Source organism: Rhizobacter sp. Root404, assembly GCF_001425865.1.
In the GTDB taxonomy this organism is placed as follows: domain Bacteria; phylum Pseudomonadota; class Gammaproteobacteria; order Burkholderiales; family Burkholderiaceae_C; genus LMDS01.
This window is the reverse complement of the sequence record NZ_LMDS01000001.1, coordinates 482,854-498,906: the sequence shown is the minus strand read 5'-3', so window position 1 is coordinate 498,906 and position 16,053 is coordinate 482,854. Positions and strand designations below refer to the sequence as shown.

The window sequence follows — 16,053 nt, the reverse complement described above, 5'->3', positions numbered from 1 at the left end:
GATGAACGCGCACGTCATCCCGGGCGATCTGCGCGAGGCGGCAGCGCCGATCCGCTTCGCACGCGCGCCGCTGTTCGCGCTCGGCGCGATGGTGATCGCCACGGTCGTCACGGTCGCCGCGGTACGCATCACCGGCGTCGGCGCGGTGCACTCACCGGACGCCGCGGCCCTGGCCACGCGCGAGTTCCGCTTCGAGGACCGGCCCGACGGCAGCATCGTCGTGCTCGACGCGACCGGCACGCGACTGGTCGAGACCGTCCCGCCCGGCACCAACGGCTTCCTGCGCGGCACGATGCGCGGTCTCGCGCGCGAACGCATGCGTCAGCACGTGAGCCCGGCGCTGCCCTTCACGATGATCGGCCGCGCCGACGGCGGGCTGACGCTGGTCGATCCGGGCACCGGGCGGCGCGTCGACCTCGGTTCCTTCGGCCCGGCCAATGCCGCCGTCTTCGCCCGCATCATGGCCGCGCCCGCGCGCTGACCCGAAAGGTTCCCGATGAACGCTACCGCCGCCTCCGCCCCCGTGGCCGCCAAGGGCCCGGTCAATACCGCGACACAGGCCGCGCTGCAGGACACGGTGCTCACGCCGCGCTTCTACACGACCGATTTCGCGGCGATGGACCGCATCGACGTCGAGCCGATCCGCGCGCAGTGGGAAGCGCTGATGAACGAGTTCCGCGCCGACACCAACACCGACCACTTCCAGCGCCCGGCCGACATGATGGCCGACTGCTCCGACCTGCCGCCCGCGCTGTACAAGGAGTTCTCGGAGTTCCTGATCAGCTCGATCACCTCCGAGTTCTCGGGCTGCGTGCTGTACGCCGAGATCCGCAAGCGCGTGACCAATCCGGACATGAAGGAGCTGTTCGGCTTCATGGCGCGTGACGAGTCGCGCCACGCCGGCTTCATCAACCAGTGGCTGAAGGACTTCGGCATCGGCGTCGACCTGGGCTTCCTCGCGAAGGCCAAAAAGTACACCTACTTCCGCCCGAAGTTCATCTTCTACGCGACCTACCTGTCCGAGAAGATCGGCTACGCGCGCTACATCGCGATCTACCGGCAGGTCGAGAAGCACCCCGAGCGGTGCTTCCACCCGATCTTCAAGTGGTTCGAGCTGTGGTGCAACGACGAATTCCGCCACGGCGAGGCGTTCGCGCTGCTGCTGCGCGCCAACCCGAAGCTGCTCGCCGGCGTCAACAAGCTGTGGATCCGCTTCTTCGTGCTCGCGGTGTTCGCGACGATGTACGTGCGCGACCACCAACGCCCCGAGATGCACGCCGCGATGGGGCTGGACGCGACCGCGTATGACTTCGACGTGTTCCGCATCACCTCCGAGATCACCAAGCAGGTGTTCCCGCTGACGCTCAACCTCGACGACCCGCGCTTCCATGCCGGCCTCGAGAAGCTGCGGTTGATCTCGGTCGCGACCGAGGCGGCTCGCGCCCGCGGCGGGCTCGTCGGCGGCGCGCGGCGCCTGGGCCTGACGCTGGCGGCTGGCCTGACCTTTGCGCGCCTGTACTGCCTGCCCGCGCAGCGCAACCCGCTGCCGCAGAACGTGCGCCTCGCGCCGACCTGGTAGGACCCCGTGTCCGTCTACCTGCTGCCGGTGGCCTACACGCTGTTCGCGTGGTGGTTCAGCACGGGCGCGATCCTGTACCTCAACGGCCTGCCGCGCCGCACCCACCCGTGGACGATGCTGGCCGCAACCGTGCTGCTCGGCGTCGCGCTGGTTGGCCTGGCGGCCACGAGAGACGACGTGCGCGTGACCGGCGCCTACCTCGCCTTCACCTGCGCATTGATGGTCTGGGCGTGGCAGGAGATCGCGTTCCTGCTCGGCTACGTGACCGGGCCGCGCCGCACGCCCTGCCCGCGTGGCTCGACCGGCTGGCGGCGCGCCGGTTTCGCGCTGCAGACGCTGCTTCACCACGAGCTCGCGCTGGTCGTGCTCGGTCTGGCCGTGTTCGCGCTCACCTGGGGCGGCGCCAACCCGACCGGGCTGCTGACCTTCGCGATCTTCTGGGTGATGAGGCAGAGCGCGAAGCTCAACGTGTTCCTCGGCGTGCGCAACCTGAGCGAGAGCTTCCTGCCTCCGCACCTGGCCTACCTGCAGACCTACTTCCGCCGCGCGCCGATGAACGCGCTGTTCCCGGTCTCGGTCGCGGTCTCGAGCTGGCTGGCGGTCGAACTGTGGCAGGCCGCGGCCGCGCACGGCATCGGCGCGTTCGACGCCACGACGCTCACCTTCGCGGGGACGCTGCTCAGCCTGGCGATCCTCGAGCACTGGTTCATGGTCCTGCCGCTGCCGTCGCAGGCCCTCTGGAATTGGGGTTTACGCTCAAGAGCGACCGGGCCACCCGCCTAGAATCCGGCGGATGAAATCCATGGTCGGCTTGCCTGTCTGTTCGAGACCGAAAGGACGTGCGGCGTGAGCGACTCGACCTCCAAGCACCCCGACCTGGCGGCGCTCTCGCCGTGGGCGCCTGAACTGGCGAAGACCTTCGTCTCGCTGGCCAGCGACATCGCCCTGGTGATCGATTCCGACGGCGTGATCCGCAACGTGGCGCAGGGCGGCGCCGACCCGATCGCCCCCGGCGCGGCGCAATGGGTCGGCCGCGCGTGGATCGACACGGTCAGCGGAGAAACGCGCCCGAAGATCGAGAACCTGCTGAAGGAAGTGGCCGCCACCGGCATCGCGCGACGCCGCGAGGTCAACCACCCGCTGGGCACCAACGAAAGCATTCCGGTCGCCTACACCGCGATCCGGCTGGGCGTCGACGGCCCGGTGCTGGCCGCCGGCCGCGACCTGCGCGCGATCGCCGCGATCCAGAAGCGCTTCGTCGAATCGCAGCAGGAGATGGAACGCGGCTACTGGCAGGCGCGCCAGGCCGAGGCGCGCTACCAGCTGCTGTTCCAGGTCGCGACCGACGCGGTGCTCGTGGTCGATGCCGACACGCTGCAGATCATCGAGGCCAACCAGGCCGCGGCGGCGATGTGGAACCTGCCGGCCGAGCAGCTGAAGGCCCGGCCGATCGGCTCCGGCTTCGAACACCATTCGCGCGGCGCGATCAACGAACTGCTCGGCAACGCACGCGCCACCGGCAAGAGCGGCGAGATCCGCGCGCGCCTGCTCGGCACACAGACAGGCACCAGCGTCGTCGCGACGCCGTTCCGCGCCGACGATGCGATGCGCCTGCTGGTGCGGCTGCGCGCCCTCGACGCGGCGCCCGCCGCGGGCGCGCTGAACCAGAGCATCGCGCGCCTCGTCGACGCGGCGAGCGACGGCGTCGTCGTGACCGATTCGAGCGGCCGCATCCAGGTCGCCAACCCGGCCTTCCTCGAGCTTGTCGGCCTGGCCACCGAGTCGGACGCGAAGGGTCACCCGCTGATGAACTGGCTGAGCCTGGCCGATTCGCCGCTCGCCGCGCTGGTCGCGAAGGTGCGGCGCGACGGCATCGCGCGGCATGTCGAGTCGTGGGTGCGGCGCAGCGGCGCGGCCGCGGCGCAGATCGAGATCGCGGCGGCGCTGCTGACCGAAGGCGATCAGGAGTGCATCGGCTTCACGGTGCGGCGCGTCGCGCGCGCCTCGCAGCGGCCGGCGTTCGACGACACGCAGCGCGACGGCCTGGCCGCCGCGCTGCAGGCCGGCATCGAGACGCTCGCGGCCGGCCTGGGCGAGCGCGCACTGGCCGACATCGTGCGCGACGCGACGCTGCTGGCCGAAGATCACTTCACGATGCTGGCGCTGCAGCGCACCGGCGACGACCTCCCGGCCGCGGCCGCGATCCTCGGCGTCAGCGCCGACAGCCTCGCGCGCCGCCTGCAGCGCCGCGCTTCCTCGGACACGGGCGCGGCGTAGTGCTGACCAGCCCCGCGTTCGGCCAGGCGGATCTCACCAACTGCGAACGTGAGCTGATCCACCTTGCCGGCTCGGTGCAGCCGCACGGCCTGCTGCTGGCGTTGCGCGAGCCCGACCTGCGAATCGTCCAGGCGAGCGCCAACGTCGAGTCGCTGCTGGGGGTGCATGCCGAGGCGCTGCTGAACCAGCCGGTCACCGAACTCGGCGGCGACCTGGCGGCGCAGGTGCGCCAGGCCTGCGAGAACTCGGCCCCGCTCGCCGAGCCGGTGCCCTTGCGCTGCCAGGTGCCGGTCGGCGGCGCGCCGCGCGATTTCGAGGGCACGCTGCACCGCGTCGGCGGAAGCACGCTGCTGGTCGAGATCGAGCCGACCGGCGCCGAACACGCCAGCGCCGAGACCGTCGACATCCCCGGCCCGCAGCTGCGCGAACTGCTCGGCGTGGCGGTGCAGCGCTTCAGCAATGCCTCGGCGATCGGCACGCTGGCCGACAGCGTGGTCCGCTGCTTCCGCGACATGCTCGGCTACGACCGGGTGATGGTCTACAAGTTCGACCCGGACGGCCACGGCAAGATCATCGCCGAGGCACGCGACCCGCGGCTCGAATCGCTGCTCGGCCACCACTACCCGGCCACCGACATCCCGCAGCGCGCCCGCGAGCTCTACCTGCGCAACCGGTTGCGCGTGCTGGTCGACGTGCACTATGAACCGTCGCCGCTGGTGCCGCGCCAGCTGCCGGGTGCCGGCGAGGAGCTGGACATGTCGATGTGCCAGCTGCGCAGCATGTCGCCGCTGCACCTGCAGTACCTGAAGAACATGGGCGTCACCGCGACGCTGGTCGTCTCGCTGGTGCGCGAGGGCAAGCTGTGGGGGCTGATCGCCTGCCACCACTACGCGCCGCGCAACCTGCGCTTCGCGGTGCGCTCGGCGGCCGATCTGCTGGCCGAGGTGGCGGCCACGCGCATCGCGGCGATCGAGAACTATGCGCACGCGCAAGTCGCGATCCAGGTGCGCCGGCTCGAGCAGCGCCTGGTCGAGGCCACGTCCACCGAAGGCGACTGGCGACTCGCGCTGTTCCGCAACCCGCGCACCGTGCTGCAGCCGCTCGAAGCGACCGGCGCAGCGCTGTTCTACGACGGCGAGCTGCTGACGGCCGGCGAGGCGCCCTCGACCGCCGAGCTCCGCGCGCTGCTGCAGTGGGTCGATGGCCAGCCGGGCGACGGGCTGTTCAGCTGCTCGTCGGTCGCGCGCGCGAACCCGGCGCTGGACCCGCTGACGCCGACCGCCAGCGGGGTGCTCGCGGTGAAGCTGTCGACGACCAAGCCCGACTACCTGATGTGGTTCCGCAAGGAGCAGCTGCTGACGGTCACCTGGGCCGGCGATCCGTCCAAGCCGATGGTCGCGAACAACCCGATGGAGCTGTCGCCGCGCAGCTCGTTCGCGGCCTGGTCGGAGATCGTGCGCGGCACCGCGCTGCCGTGGACGAACAGCGAGCTCGCGCTCGGCCGCGCGTTCGGTGCCTCGCTGGTCGACATCATCGTGCAGATCAACGCGGTCCGGCTGTTGATCGCCGAGCACCAGATCGAACAGATCCGGCGCACCGTCGGCAGTTCGGCCGAGCCGGTGGTGATCGCCGATGCGCGCGGGTGCGTGCTGTTCGTCAACGATGCGTTCGGCACGCTGTCGGGCCGCCACGGCGACGCCCGCAGCACCGAGGTGCCGAGCCTGTTCGTGCAGGCGCCGCTGGCCGGCAAGGTGCTGGCGATGCTGCGCGACGAGCGCCAGCCCTGGCATGGCGAGCTCGACCTGCGGCTCGGCGGCGACGCCGGCACGCTGCCGGTCACGGTACGCGCCGAGGTCGTGCCGGCGCGGGACGGCTCGGTGCTCGGCTTCTTCCTGATCGTGGTGGACCGCACCGGCACCCAGCGCGTCAGCGAGGCCCGCCTGCATCTCGAGCGCTCGCTGTCGCAGACGATCGCCCAGGGCGGCGTGCGCGACGAGGCGAGCACGATCGGCATGGGCGTGCCGAGCGATGTGATGGGCGCGATCCTCGCGAACGCCAGCCTGGCGGCGATGGACATCGCCGACGGCAGCACCGCCCCGGGCGTCGCGCCGCTGCTCGAGGAGCTCGAAGCGTCGACCCGCCGGGCGGCACAGCTGTTCGGCCGCATCCGCCTGTTCGACTCGTAGCGCGGGTCAGTAGGTCTCGAGGTGCAGGCGGCCCTGCTTCTTCAGTGAGGAGCCGACGAGGTCCCAATCGAGCCCGGCCTGGCGCGCGATGTCGTGGAGCGCCAGCACGACGCCCTCCTCCATCGCCTTGAGGCCGCAGACGTAGAAGTAGGCGTTCGGGTCGCCCAGCAGCGGCGCGAGGTCGGCGGCGCGTTCGCGCATCGCGTCCTGCACGTAGCGCTTGGGCTGGCCGACGGTGCGCGAGAACGCGAAGTTGATGTCCATGAAGTCCTTCGGCAGGCTTTGCAGCGGGCCGAAGTACGGTAACTCCTCCTTGGTGCGCGCGCCGAAGAACAGCATCAGCTTGCCGCTCTCGAACTTGCCCGACTGGCGCAGGCGGCGCCGCCATTCGGTCATCGCCCGCATCGGCGCCGAGCCGGTGCCGGTGCAGATCATCACGACGTGGCTCTTCGGGTGGTTGGGCATCAGGAAGCTGGCCCCGAACGGCCCGATCACCTGCACCGTCTGGCCGACGCTCAGGTCGCACAGGTAGTTGCTGGCGACGCCGCGCACCGGGCGGCCCTGGTGGTCCTCGAGCACGCGCTTGATCGTCAGCGAGACGTTGTTGTAGCCCGGCCGTTCGCCGTTGCGCGGGCTCGCGATCGAGTACTGGCGCGGGTGGTGGGCGCGCCCGTCGGCGTCCGTGCCCGGCGGCACGACCGCAATCGACTGGCCCTCGAGCACCGGGAACGGCATCGCGCCGAAGTCGAGCACGAGGTGGTGGGTGTCGTACTCCCTGCCGACCTCCGTCACCCGCACGTTGCCGACGACGGTGGCGGTGATGCTCTTGTCGGCCGCCTTCGGGCCATAGAGGTTGGTGAAGGCGTGGGCCGCCGACCAGGGCGGCAGCGTCGCGCCGTACTGCGCGCTGTTGAACGGCGCGTCGACCGCACCGGCCGCAGCGGTGGCCGCCGTTTCGACGACCTCGACGGCGATCGCGTCGGCCGCGACCCCTTCGACCGCGAGCTGTTCGGGCGACAGCTCGGCCGGCAGCTCGTCCCACAGAAGCTGCTCGTCGATCGGATAGGCCTTCACCCGCGGCACCGTGCGCCAGTTGTCGATCGAGCCGGTCGGGCACGGCGAGATGCAGGCCATGCACAGGTTGCACTTGGCCGCGTCGACGACGTAGTTGCGCGAGTCGTGCGTGATCGCCTGCACCGGACAGATGGCCTCGCAGGTGTTGCAGCGGATGCAGATCTCCGGATCGATCAAGTGCTGCTTGATCACCTTCGCGTCAACGGCCATGTCCATGGGTGTGTCGTCAGTCGAAACGCACGTACTCGAAGTCCACCGGCTGGCGGTTGATGCCCATCGCCGGCGGGGCGATCCAGTTGGCGAACCGGCCCGGCTCGACGACCCGGCCCATCAGCGAGGCGACGAACGCGCGGTCCTCGCGGCTGGGCAGCCACTCGTCCACCTTGGCGGCCCATTCTGCCTCGTTGACGATGCGGCCGTCCGGCGAGACCTTGACGCCCGACAGCGCGCCGATGTTGCGGTGGAAGGCCTTGTGCGGCGCCGTCAGGCGGTGCGGCACGCCGGCCTTCTCGAGCACCTTGTTCCAGCGGTTGATGCCGGCGATCGAGTCCTTGATGAAGTCGTCGCGCAGCACCTCGTTCAGCGCGTTGAGCATCGGCACTTCCTTCTCGACCAGCTGGCCGTTCTGCGCTTCCAGCACGCGGTAGGTCTGGCCCTTCAGCAGGTGGTCGTCGTCGCGCTTGCCTTCCTCGAAGCGGCCCTTCAGCCCCGAGCTGTAGAAGGTGGCGGCGTTGCTCGACTGGTCGGCACCGAACAGGTCGATCGTCACGCTGTAGTGGAAGTTGACGTAGCGCTGCACCGTGGGCAGGTCGATCACGCCAGCGGCGCGCAGCTTGGCCACGTCGTCGGTCTTGAGTTCGTTCATCGCCTGCGCGGTGCGCTGGATCACGCGCGAGACGCCGCTCTCGCCGACGAACATGTGGTGCGCTTCCTCGGTCAGCATGAACTTGGTCGTGCGCGCGAGCGGATCGAACGCGCTCTCGGCCAGCGCGCACAGCTGGAACTTGCCGTCGCGGTCGGTGAAGTAGGTGAACATGAAGAAGCTGAGCCAGTCCGGCGTCGCTTCGTTGAACGCGCCGAGGATGCGCGGGTTGTTCTCGTCGCCGCTGCGGCGCTCGAGCAGCGCGTCGGCCTCCTCGCGGCCGTCGCGGCCGAAGTGCTTGTGCAGCAGGTAGACCATCGCCCACAGGTGGCGGCCTTCTTCCACGTTGATCTGGAACAGGTTGCGCAGGTCGTACATGCTCGGCGCGGTCAGGCCGAGGTGGCGCTGCTGCTCGACCGAGGCCGGCTCGGTGTCGCCCTGCGTGACGATGATGCGGCGCAGGTTGGCGCGGTGCTCGCCGGGCACGTCGGTCCAGGCCTTCTCGCCCTTGTGGTCGCCGAAGTGGATCTCGCGGTTCGCGTCGCCGGGGTTCAGGAAGATGCCCCAGCGGTAGTCGCGCATCTTGACGTGGCCGAACTGGGCCCAGCCCTGCGGATCGACACTGACCGCGGTGCGCAGGTAGACGTCGTAGTTGGTCGAGTTCTCGGGGCCGACGTCGTCCCACCAGTTGATGAAGTTCGGCTGCCACTGCTCGAGCGCGCGCTGCAGCGTGCGGTCCTCGCTCAGGTTGACGTTGTTCGGGATCTTTTCGCTGTAGTTGATCGTGGTGGTGCTCATGGGGTACTCCGTTTAAACCCGATTCCAGTCGAACGCGGCCTTGTCGCCTTTGCCGTAGACCTTGAGTGCGCCCTTGTCGCCGACTGCGTTGGGGCGCTGGAAGATCCAGTTCTGCCACGCGGTCAGGCGGCCGAAGACGCGCGTGAACATGTTCTCCGGGCCGTTGAAGCGCAGGTTCGCTTCCAGGCCGGTCAGCGCGTCGGGCGACATCGACACGCGCTCCTCGACGGCGATGCGGACCTCGTCGGCCCAGTCGATGTCGTCCGGGTTGCTGGTGACCAGGCCGAGCGCGAACGCGGCGTCGGCGTCGAGCGGCTGGCCGGCCCGGGCGCGAACGGCGTCGAACGCGGGCGCTTCGTCGTAGAAGCGGCGGCCGAGGCGGCTCTGGCCGGTGATCATCGGGAACAGGCCGAAGTTGGCGTCGGCGACGGTGATCTTCGGCGCGCGCGCTTCGTCGTCCGGCAGTGCGAGGTGGTAGATGCGGTCGCACGCCAGCGCCAGTTCGAGCAGGCTGCCGGCGAAGCACGAGCCCGGCTCGATCAGCGCGAACAGGCTGCGGGAAGAGACGTCGAAGCGGCTGAAGGTGCGGCGCAGCAGGCCGGTGGTCTCGCGCACCAGCCATTGGTCCCGGTTCGCCAGCAGCACGGCGTCGCTCGCGAGCACGGCGGCGGCGTCGCCCTCGGTCTTGATCAGCCAGGTGCCGATCTCGAGCTCGTTGGTGCGCATCTGCAGGATCGCGTCTTCCAGTTCACGCGCCATCTGCAGCGGGTACCAGGCGGCGCCGGCCGCGACGATGGCGGCGACGTCGGCCGGCTGCGCGCCGCTCGGGCCCTTGACCGTGAACGTGGCGGTGCGCTTGGCGCGGTCGATCGCCACGTCGACATGGGTGTAGCGCAGCGCGTCGGGCTCGATCGTGCAGGCCAGCGGCGTCAGCGCGACGCCCTGCCCGTCGGCCGGGCGATCGCTCTGCGCGGCGAGTTGCAGCGCGCGCTCCTGGACCTTGGCAGCGAACTGGGCCGGCTTGGCGATCTCGTCGACCAGGCGCCAGTCCTTCGCGCGCTGCCCGCGCACGCCTTCGACGCTGGTGCAGAACAGGTCGGCGAGGTCGTGGCGCACATGGCGCTTGTCGGTCACGCGGGTCAGGCCGCCGGTGCCGGGCAGCACGCCGAGCAGCGGCACCTCGGGCAGGCTGACGGCCGACGAGCGGTCATCGACCAGGATGATCTCGTCGCAGGCCAGCGCCAGCTCGTAGCCGCCGCCGGCGCACGCGCCGTTGACGGCGGCCAGGAACTTCAGCCCGCTGTGCTTGGACGAGTCTTCGAGCCCGTTGCGCGTCTCGTTCGTGAACTTGCAGAAATTGACCTTCCAGGCATGGCTGGACACGCCGAGCATGAAGATGTTGGCGCCGGAACAGAACACCTTCTCCTTGGCGCTGGTCAGCACCACGGTGCGGACCTCGGGATGCTCGAAGCGGATGCGGTTGATCGCGTCGTTCAACTCGATGTCGACGCCGAGGTCGTAGCTGTTCAGCTTGAGCTTGTAGCCGGGACGCAGGCCCGCGTTCTCGTCGAAATCCGCGGCCAGCGTGGCGACGGGCCCTTCGAACTTCAGCTTCCAGTGCCGGTAATCGGCGGGGGCTGTCCGGTAATCGACGCGCTGGGCTGGGGTCACGGGTGTCTCCTGTCAATAAGCACTGAAATGCATTTCTTGCGCTGGCAAGAGATGCAGAATAATGCATTTTTACCGCCGGTTCAAGGGATTTCTTCAGTCAGTTCCTCAAACAGTTGCTGGTGCAGGCCGAACGCCCGCCGGGCCTCCGCGACGAGCGCGTCGGCCTCGGACACGTCGGGCGCGAGCGATGCCAGGCCGGCGCGGAAGGATTCGGTCAGGGCGCGGGTCGCCAAGGGATCGCCGAAGTCGTAGAACGCCACCCCCTGCTCGCCACCGAGCGCCGGGTTCCGCGCCACGACGCGCCGCAACATCTGGCCGCCGCTCAAGTCGCCCAGGTAGCGCACGTAGGCATGCGCGACCAGCAGCGCCGGGCGCCGCGCGTCCAGCTCGTGCAGACGCGCCACGTATTGGCGTGTCGCGTCCTTCAGTGCCATGTCCTCGGCCCACCGCGGCCCCTGGAGGCGGCCCAGGTCGCGCGCGAGCGCAGTCGCCCTGAAAAGGGCCGGCGCGTGGAGCGGCGCGATCAGCGGATGGCCGGCATGGCGCACCAGCGCGGGCTCGAGTGCGCCATAGATCGCGCTGAGGTTGCGCAGCAGCGCGCAATAGGCCGCCCGATCGACCTCTCCGCGCATCAGCGCGCCCATGAAGTGGCTGCGCTCGGCCGCGGTGTGCAGGGATCGGGTTTCGGTCTTGAGTCGCTCGGCGAGGGACGGGATCAAGCGGAACCGCCTCTCTCAGAAGCCGAACAGGTCGCCGCCGGCGCGGTCCGTCCAGGCGATCGGCGCCTCGGACCACGCGAGCAGGTACGCCCCGAAATCGCTCGCCATCTCGACCTGGGTGCCGGCCTCGATCACGCCGAACCCGCCGGCGAGCACCAGGCTGCCATTCAGGCGCATGCCGCCGCCGATCATGAAGAGCTCGAGCGGCGCTGCGGCGCGGAACGGCGGGATGCGCGTGCCGGGGATGAGCGTCAGCGCGCAGTGGCGGAAATCGTGCGCGGTGCCGCGGTAGTCGAAGATCAGGCGCCGCTGCACGCCCCCGACCCAGGTGGGCAGCGGCGCGATGTCCTTCACGGTGATGCTGACGGTCGGCTCTCGTTCCGGCTGGGGATTGCCGAACCGCGCGTCGCGACCGCCGGCGTGCAGGTGCGGGGCGTCCTCCCGGCCCTCCTCGGGCCAGTACAGCACCGGACCGTCCAGCCGCGACGCCAGCAGCGACGCGGTGTACGCAATCGCGTCGTGGGTGGAGCCGGGCAGGTTGATGCCGGCCTGGCCGGCCACCGTGGTGCCCGCATGGTCGGTCAACCCGCCGCTGAGCACGTAGCTGAAGGCCACGTCGACGTGCTGGTGCAGGCCCGACGACGCGAGCGGATCGAAGCCGAGCAGCCCCAGGAACCGGCCCGACGCGCGGTCTTCGTGGGCAGCCGCAACGCGCAGCCCCGGTCGCGAGGCGTCGACCCAGCGCAATTGTTCCTTGCGGGTGACGAACACGCCGGCGATCTGGAAGGACACGGTTTCGACCATTTTCTGCATGTGCGGGGTCCCTGGTGACCGGGCGGCGCCCGCCGGTCCATCGACAACAAACGTTCGCAGGATAGTTCCTCGACCGCACGGGCGCTCGCGGTGACTGCGTCCAATCTCCTGCCCAGCGCGTAGGGAGCGATGTCCCCGGATGAGCCCCTCCCCCCGGGTCGAGCTATTGGCGCATCGGGAGACGGCGATTAGGATCGTCAGTTCACAATCCGTTCGCACTTCCGGGATGAATTGCGCAGAGGACTTGGAGAGAGAGTCATGGTTCAGCGAAAGCCGACACCCGCCGCGAAGCGATTGATCTGGCGCATCACCGAAGCGGCGCCGCTGGGCGAGTACGTCGACGCGGCCGAGGTGGCGGCGTCCGCCGCGGCAGCGGCGGCAGCGCGATCGGTCGCCGCGCCGGTGCCGACCCTGCCCGAGGCCACCGTGTCGTCCGGCGGCTGGGTCGTCTCGTCCTTCGAACTGCTCCACGGCGCCGATGTCACCGAAGGTTACGACACGGTGCCCGGTGAGCTGTTCGACTCGTTCTTTTCACCCTCTCCGCCGCCCGCGCCCGCCGCGGACAAGAAGCCCGGCACGAAGGAGTGATGGCCCGCCGGCTCGCGCTTCAGGTTTCTTTACGCCGCCGATTCCCTTGAGAAGGCTGCCGTTGGCTGCATTTGCAGCGCGCGGATCGTGCAACTTTCCCCGCCGGCGCGCATCCGAGTGAAAGACAGCGGAATATACTGAACGCAGGGTTTCAATTGAACAAGTTTCACAGTGCCGACGGGCAAGACAAGGGGTCGTTGATGGGTGCCAAACTCAAGGTCGCCGGATGGCTGGCCGTCGGCGCGGTCGCCGGCGCGCTCACCACGATGCAGCTCCAGGCCACCGCCCGCAACGGCGTGTCGCAGCTGCCGCTCGAAGAGTTGCAGCAGATGGCCGCGGTGTTCGGAATGATCAAGACCGATTACGTGGAGCCGGTCGACGAGAAGAAGCTGATCGGCGACGCGATCGGCGGCATGGTCTCCGGCCTCGACCCGCACTCGCAGTATTTCGACAAGAAGTCGTTCAAGGAATTCCGCGAGGCCACCACCGGCCGCTTCGTCGGCATCGGCATCGAGATGGGCATGGAAGACGGCCTGGTCAAGGTCGTGAGCCCGATCGAGGGCTCCCCGGCGTTCCGTGCCGGGCTGAAGAGCGGCGACCTGATCACCAAGATCGACGACACGATGGTCAAGGGCCTGACGGTCGACCAGGCCGTCAAGAAGATGCGCGGCGACCCGCAGACCAAGGTCATGCTGACGGTCTTCCGCAAGAGCGAGAGCCGCAGCTTCCCGGTGACGATCGTGCGCGAGGAGATCCGCACCCAGAGCGTGCGCTCCAAAGTCATCGAGCCGGGCTACGCCTGGCTGCGCGTCAGCCAGTTCCAGGACCGCACGGTCGAGGACTTCGCCCGCAAGCTCGAGGAGATCTACAAGGCCGAGCCGAACCTGAAGGGCCTGGTGCTCGACCTGCGCAACGACCCGGGCGGCCTGCTCGAGGGGGCGGTCGCGATCTCGGCGGCGTTCCTGCCGGCCGACGCGGTCGTCGTCTCGACCAACGGCCAGATCGCCGACTCGAAGCAGACCTTCAAGGCCTCGCCGAGCGACTACCTGCGCCGCGGCGGCAGCGACCCGCTGCGCCGCCTGCCGGAAGCGCTGAAGAAGGTGCCGCTGATCGTGCTGGTCAACGAGGGCTCGGCCTCGGCCAGCGAGATCGTCGCCGGCGCGTTGCAGGACCACAAGCGCGCGGTCCTGATGGGCGCGCAGACCTTCGGCAAGGGCTCGGTGCAGACGGTGCGCCAGCTCTCTCCCGACACCGCGCTGAAGATCACGACCGCGCGCTACTACACGCCGAGCGGCGCGTCGATCCAGGCCAAGGGCATCGTCCCGGACGTGATGATCGACGAGACGGCCGAGGGCAACCTGTTCGCCGCGCTGCGCACCCGCGAAGCCGACCTCGAGAAGCACCTGCAGAGCGGCCAGGGCGCCGAGCAGAAGGACGAGGCCCGCGAGAAGGCGCGCGACGAAGCGCGCAAGAAGCTCGAGGAAGAGGCGATCAAGCGTGCGGCCGCGCCCGCCAAGCCGCCTGTCGAGTTCGGCAGCGCCGAGGACTTCCAGCTCGCCCAGGCGCTGAACCGCCTGAAGGGCAAGCCGGTGCTGGTCAGCAAGACCGCGGTCGAGCGCAAGCCGGAGACCGACACGGTCAATTGACCCGGCTCTCACCCACCCGAACGCCCGCGCCACCCGCGGGCGTTTTTGTTTGTATGCTCGAACCGATGAACGATGATCAGCTGCTGCGCTACTCGCGCCACATCCTGCTCGACGAACTCGGCATCGAGGGCCAGCAGCGGCTGCTGGCGGCCCACGCGCTGGTGATCGGCGCCGGCGGCCTGGGCTCGCCGGTTGCGCTGTACCTGGCGACGGCCGGCGTCGGCACGCTGACGATCGTCGACGACGACACGGTCGACCTGACCAACCTGCAGCGCCAGATCGTTCACAACGTCGAGCGCATCGGCCGGCCCAAGGCCGAATCGGCGGCGCAGACGCTGCACGGCATCAACCCCGAGGTGCGGGTGAACGCGCTGCGCGAACGCGCCGACCCGGCTCGTCTGAACGAGCTCGTTGCGCAGGCCGACGTGGTGCTCGACTGCAGCGACAACTTCGCGACCCGCCAGGCCGTCAACGCCGCTTGCGTCGCGCATGCCAAGCCGCTGGTCTCCGGCGCCGCGATCGGCTTCGACGGCCAGGTCTCGGTCTACGACACGCGCGACGCCGTGCACCCCTGCTACGCCTGCCTGTTCCCGCCCGACGCGCCGTTCGAGGAGGCGCGCTGCGCGATCATGGGCGTGTTCGCGCCGCTGGTCGGCATCATCGGCAGCGTGCAGGCGGCCGAGGCATTGAAGTTGCTGGCCGGCGTCGGCAACTCGCTCGCGGGGCGGCTGCAGATGCTGGACGCGCGCCACATGGAATGGACCGAGATCGCGATCGCCCGCGCGCCCGAATGCCCGGTCTGCCAGCGGCGTTGATCAGGGCTTGAGCACGATCTTCGCCGACGCGCAGCGCCCCTGATCGAGGTCGACGAAGGCCTGTGCGCCGTCCGCGAGCCGCCGCTCCTCGACCCACGACAGGTCGCCGAACACGCCGCGCGCCAATGCCGCGACGGTCGCGCGCAGGTCGGCCGTCGTGTAGGTGTAGGTGCCCTGCAGCGTGATCTCGGCGAGCGTGAGCTTGCGCATGTCGATCTCGCTGGCCCAGTCCTGCAGCCCGATGTGCATGATCGCGCCACCCGGCTTGACCGCAGCGAACGCCTGCTGGCGCGTGGCCTTGGCGCCGACCGCGTCGATCACGTAGTCGAACGCGGCCTCGTCCAGCGGCGCGGTGCGCGGATCGACGACCGCGCAGCCGATGTGCCGTGCGATCGCGGCGCGCCGCAGCGCGTTGAGTTCCGTCATCGTCAGCGCCGCGACGCCGAGCTGCTTCAGCAGCAAGCCCGCGAGCATGCCGATCGCGCCGCCGCCGATCACCAGCACGCGGCACTCGTGCAGCGGGCGCGTCAGCACCCGCATCGACAGGTTGATCGCGTGCCAGGCCGTTGCAGCCGGCTCGGTCAGCGCGGCGGTCGTCGCATCCATCTGCGCCGGCATCGCGATCAGCGACGCCGCCGGGATGCTCATGTACTCGGCGTACGCACCCGGCCGCGTCATGCCGACCATCGTGCGGTTCGCGCACAGGTTGTTGCGGCCCTGGACGCAGTACTCGCAGGTGCCGCAGACGATCAGCGGATTGCCGGTCCAGCGCGTGCCGTGTTCGACACCGGAGGCCTTCGACTCGACGACGCGGCCGACGAACTCGTGACCCAGCACCAGGCCGGGCTGTCGACGCGGGTCGTGGCCATGCCAGGCGTGCATGTCGGAGCCGCAGATGCCCACGGCCTCGATCTCGAGCACGACTTCGCCGGGCGCGGCTTGCGGCATCTCGCGATCGAGCCACTGCATCTCGCCGGGCTGGGTGTAGACGAGCGCCTTCATCGGAATCTCCTGTTCATTTGGCG

The 16,053-nt window shown here is 69.5% G+C and carries 14 protein-coding genes; 8 read left to right on the top strand and 6 right to left on the bottom strand.

The window, feature by feature from the left end; all coding sequences use genetic code 11:
- Position 1: 1 nt before the first annotated feature.
- From puhC to ASC76_RS02425, 5 genes are all read left to right on the top strand, one after another.
- The gene (puhC, locus tag ASC76_RS02445) at positions 2-481 is read left to right on the top strand and encodes a photosynthetic complex assembly protein PuhC (RefSeq protein WP_056461852.1); all 480 of its coding nucleotides are present in this window, start codon (positions 2-4) and stop codon (positions 479-481) included.
- 15 nt (positions 482-496) lie between these two features.
- Positions 497-1,579, top strand: a complete 1,083-nt coding sequence (gene acsF / locus ASC76_RS02440) for a magnesium-protoporphyrin IX monomethyl ester (oxidative) cyclase (protein WP_056461850.1) — start codon at positions 497-499, stop codon at positions 1,577-1,579.
- Between the two features lie 6 nt (positions 1,580-1,585).
- Positions 1,586-2,362, top strand: coding sequence for a putative photosynthetic complex assembly protein PuhE (gene puhE / locus ASC76_RS02435; protein WP_056461847.1), 777 nt, complete (start codon positions 1,586-1,588; stop codon positions 2,360-2,362).
- 63 nt (positions 2,363-2,425) lie between these two features.
- Positions 2,426-3,856, top strand: coding sequence for a transcriptional regulator PpsR (gene ppsR, locus ASC76_RS02430; RefSeq protein WP_056461844.1), 1,431 nt, complete (start codon positions 2,426-2,428; stop codon positions 3,854-3,856).
- Positions 3,856-6,042, top strand: a complete 2,187-nt coding sequence (locus ASC76_RS02425; protein ID WP_056461839.1) for a GAF domain-containing protein — start codon at positions 3,856-3,858, stop codon at positions 6,040-6,042. Before ppsR ends, ASC76_RS02425 begins: the two co-directional genes overlap by 1 nt.
- 6 nt (positions 6,043-6,048) lie before the next feature.
- Here ASC76_RS02425 and boxA read toward each other — a convergent pair whose 3' ends face one another.
- From boxA to ASC76_RS02400, 5 genes are all read right to left on the bottom strand, one after another.
- Positions 6,049-7,332: a benzoyl-CoA 2,3-epoxidase subunit BoxA gene (boxA, locus tag ASC76_RS02420; protein WP_056461836.1), complete on the bottom strand. Its 1,284-nt coding sequence runs from the start codon at positions 7,330-7,332 to the stop codon at positions 6,049-6,051.
- A gap of 10 nt (positions 7,333-7,342) precedes the next feature.
- Positions 7,343-8,776, bottom strand: a complete 1,434-nt coding sequence (gene boxB / locus ASC76_RS02415) for a benzoyl-CoA 2,3-epoxidase subunit BoxB (protein WP_056461833.1) — start codon at positions 8,774-8,776, stop codon at positions 7,343-7,345.
- A gap of 12 nt (positions 8,777-8,788) precedes the next feature.
- On the bottom strand, positions 8,789-10,447 hold the full coding sequence (gene boxC, locus ASC76_RS02410) for a 2,3-epoxybenzoyl-CoA dihydrolase (RefSeq protein ID WP_056461830.1): 1,659 nt from the start codon (positions 10,445-10,447) through the stop codon (positions 8,789-8,791).
- An 80-nt stretch (positions 10,448-10,527) separates the two neighbouring features.
- Complete coding sequence (locus ASC76_RS02405) at positions 10,528-11,166, bottom strand: heme oxygenase (biliverdin-producing) (protein WP_082548649.1); 639 nt, start codon at positions 11,164-11,166, stop codon at positions 10,528-10,530.
- Positions 11,167-11,181: 15 nt separating this feature from the next.
- Positions 11,182-11,958 carry a cupin domain-containing protein gene (locus ASC76_RS02400; RefSeq protein WP_162247051.1) on the bottom strand — a complete coding sequence of 259 codons (777 nt, stop codon included), beginning with the start codon at positions 11,956-11,958 and terminating at the stop codon, positions 11,182-11,184.
- Between the two features lie 279 nt (positions 11,959-12,237).
- Between ASC76_RS02400 and ASC76_RS02395 the strand changes: the two genes are divergently transcribed.
- From ASC76_RS02395 to ASC76_RS02385, 3 genes are all read left to right on the top strand, one after another.
- Complete coding sequence (locus tag ASC76_RS02395; RefSeq protein ID WP_157615224.1) at positions 12,238-12,567, top strand: hypothetical protein; 330 nt, start codon at positions 12,238-12,240, stop codon at positions 12,565-12,567.
- Positions 12,568-12,767: 200 nt separating this feature from the next.
- Positions 12,768-14,213 carry a S41 family peptidase gene (locus tag ASC76_RS02390; RefSeq protein WP_056461821.1) on the top strand — a complete coding sequence of 482 codons (1,446 nt, stop codon included), beginning with the start codon at positions 12,768-12,770 and terminating at the stop codon, positions 14,211-14,213.
- 65 nt (positions 14,214-14,278) lie between these two features.
- Positions 14,279-15,028, top strand: a complete 750-nt coding sequence (locus ASC76_RS02385) for a HesA/MoeB/ThiF family protein (protein WP_056463090.1) — start codon at positions 14,279-14,281, stop codon at positions 15,026-15,028.
- Here ASC76_RS02385 and ASC76_RS02380 read toward each other — a convergent pair whose 3' ends face one another.
- The gene (locus tag ASC76_RS02380; protein ID WP_056461819.1) at positions 15,029-16,030 is read right to left on the bottom strand and encodes a galactitol-1-phosphate 5-dehydrogenase; all 1,002 of its coding nucleotides are present in this window, start codon (positions 16,028-16,030) and stop codon (positions 15,029-15,031) included.
- Positions 16,031-16,053 lie beyond the last annotated feature (23 nt).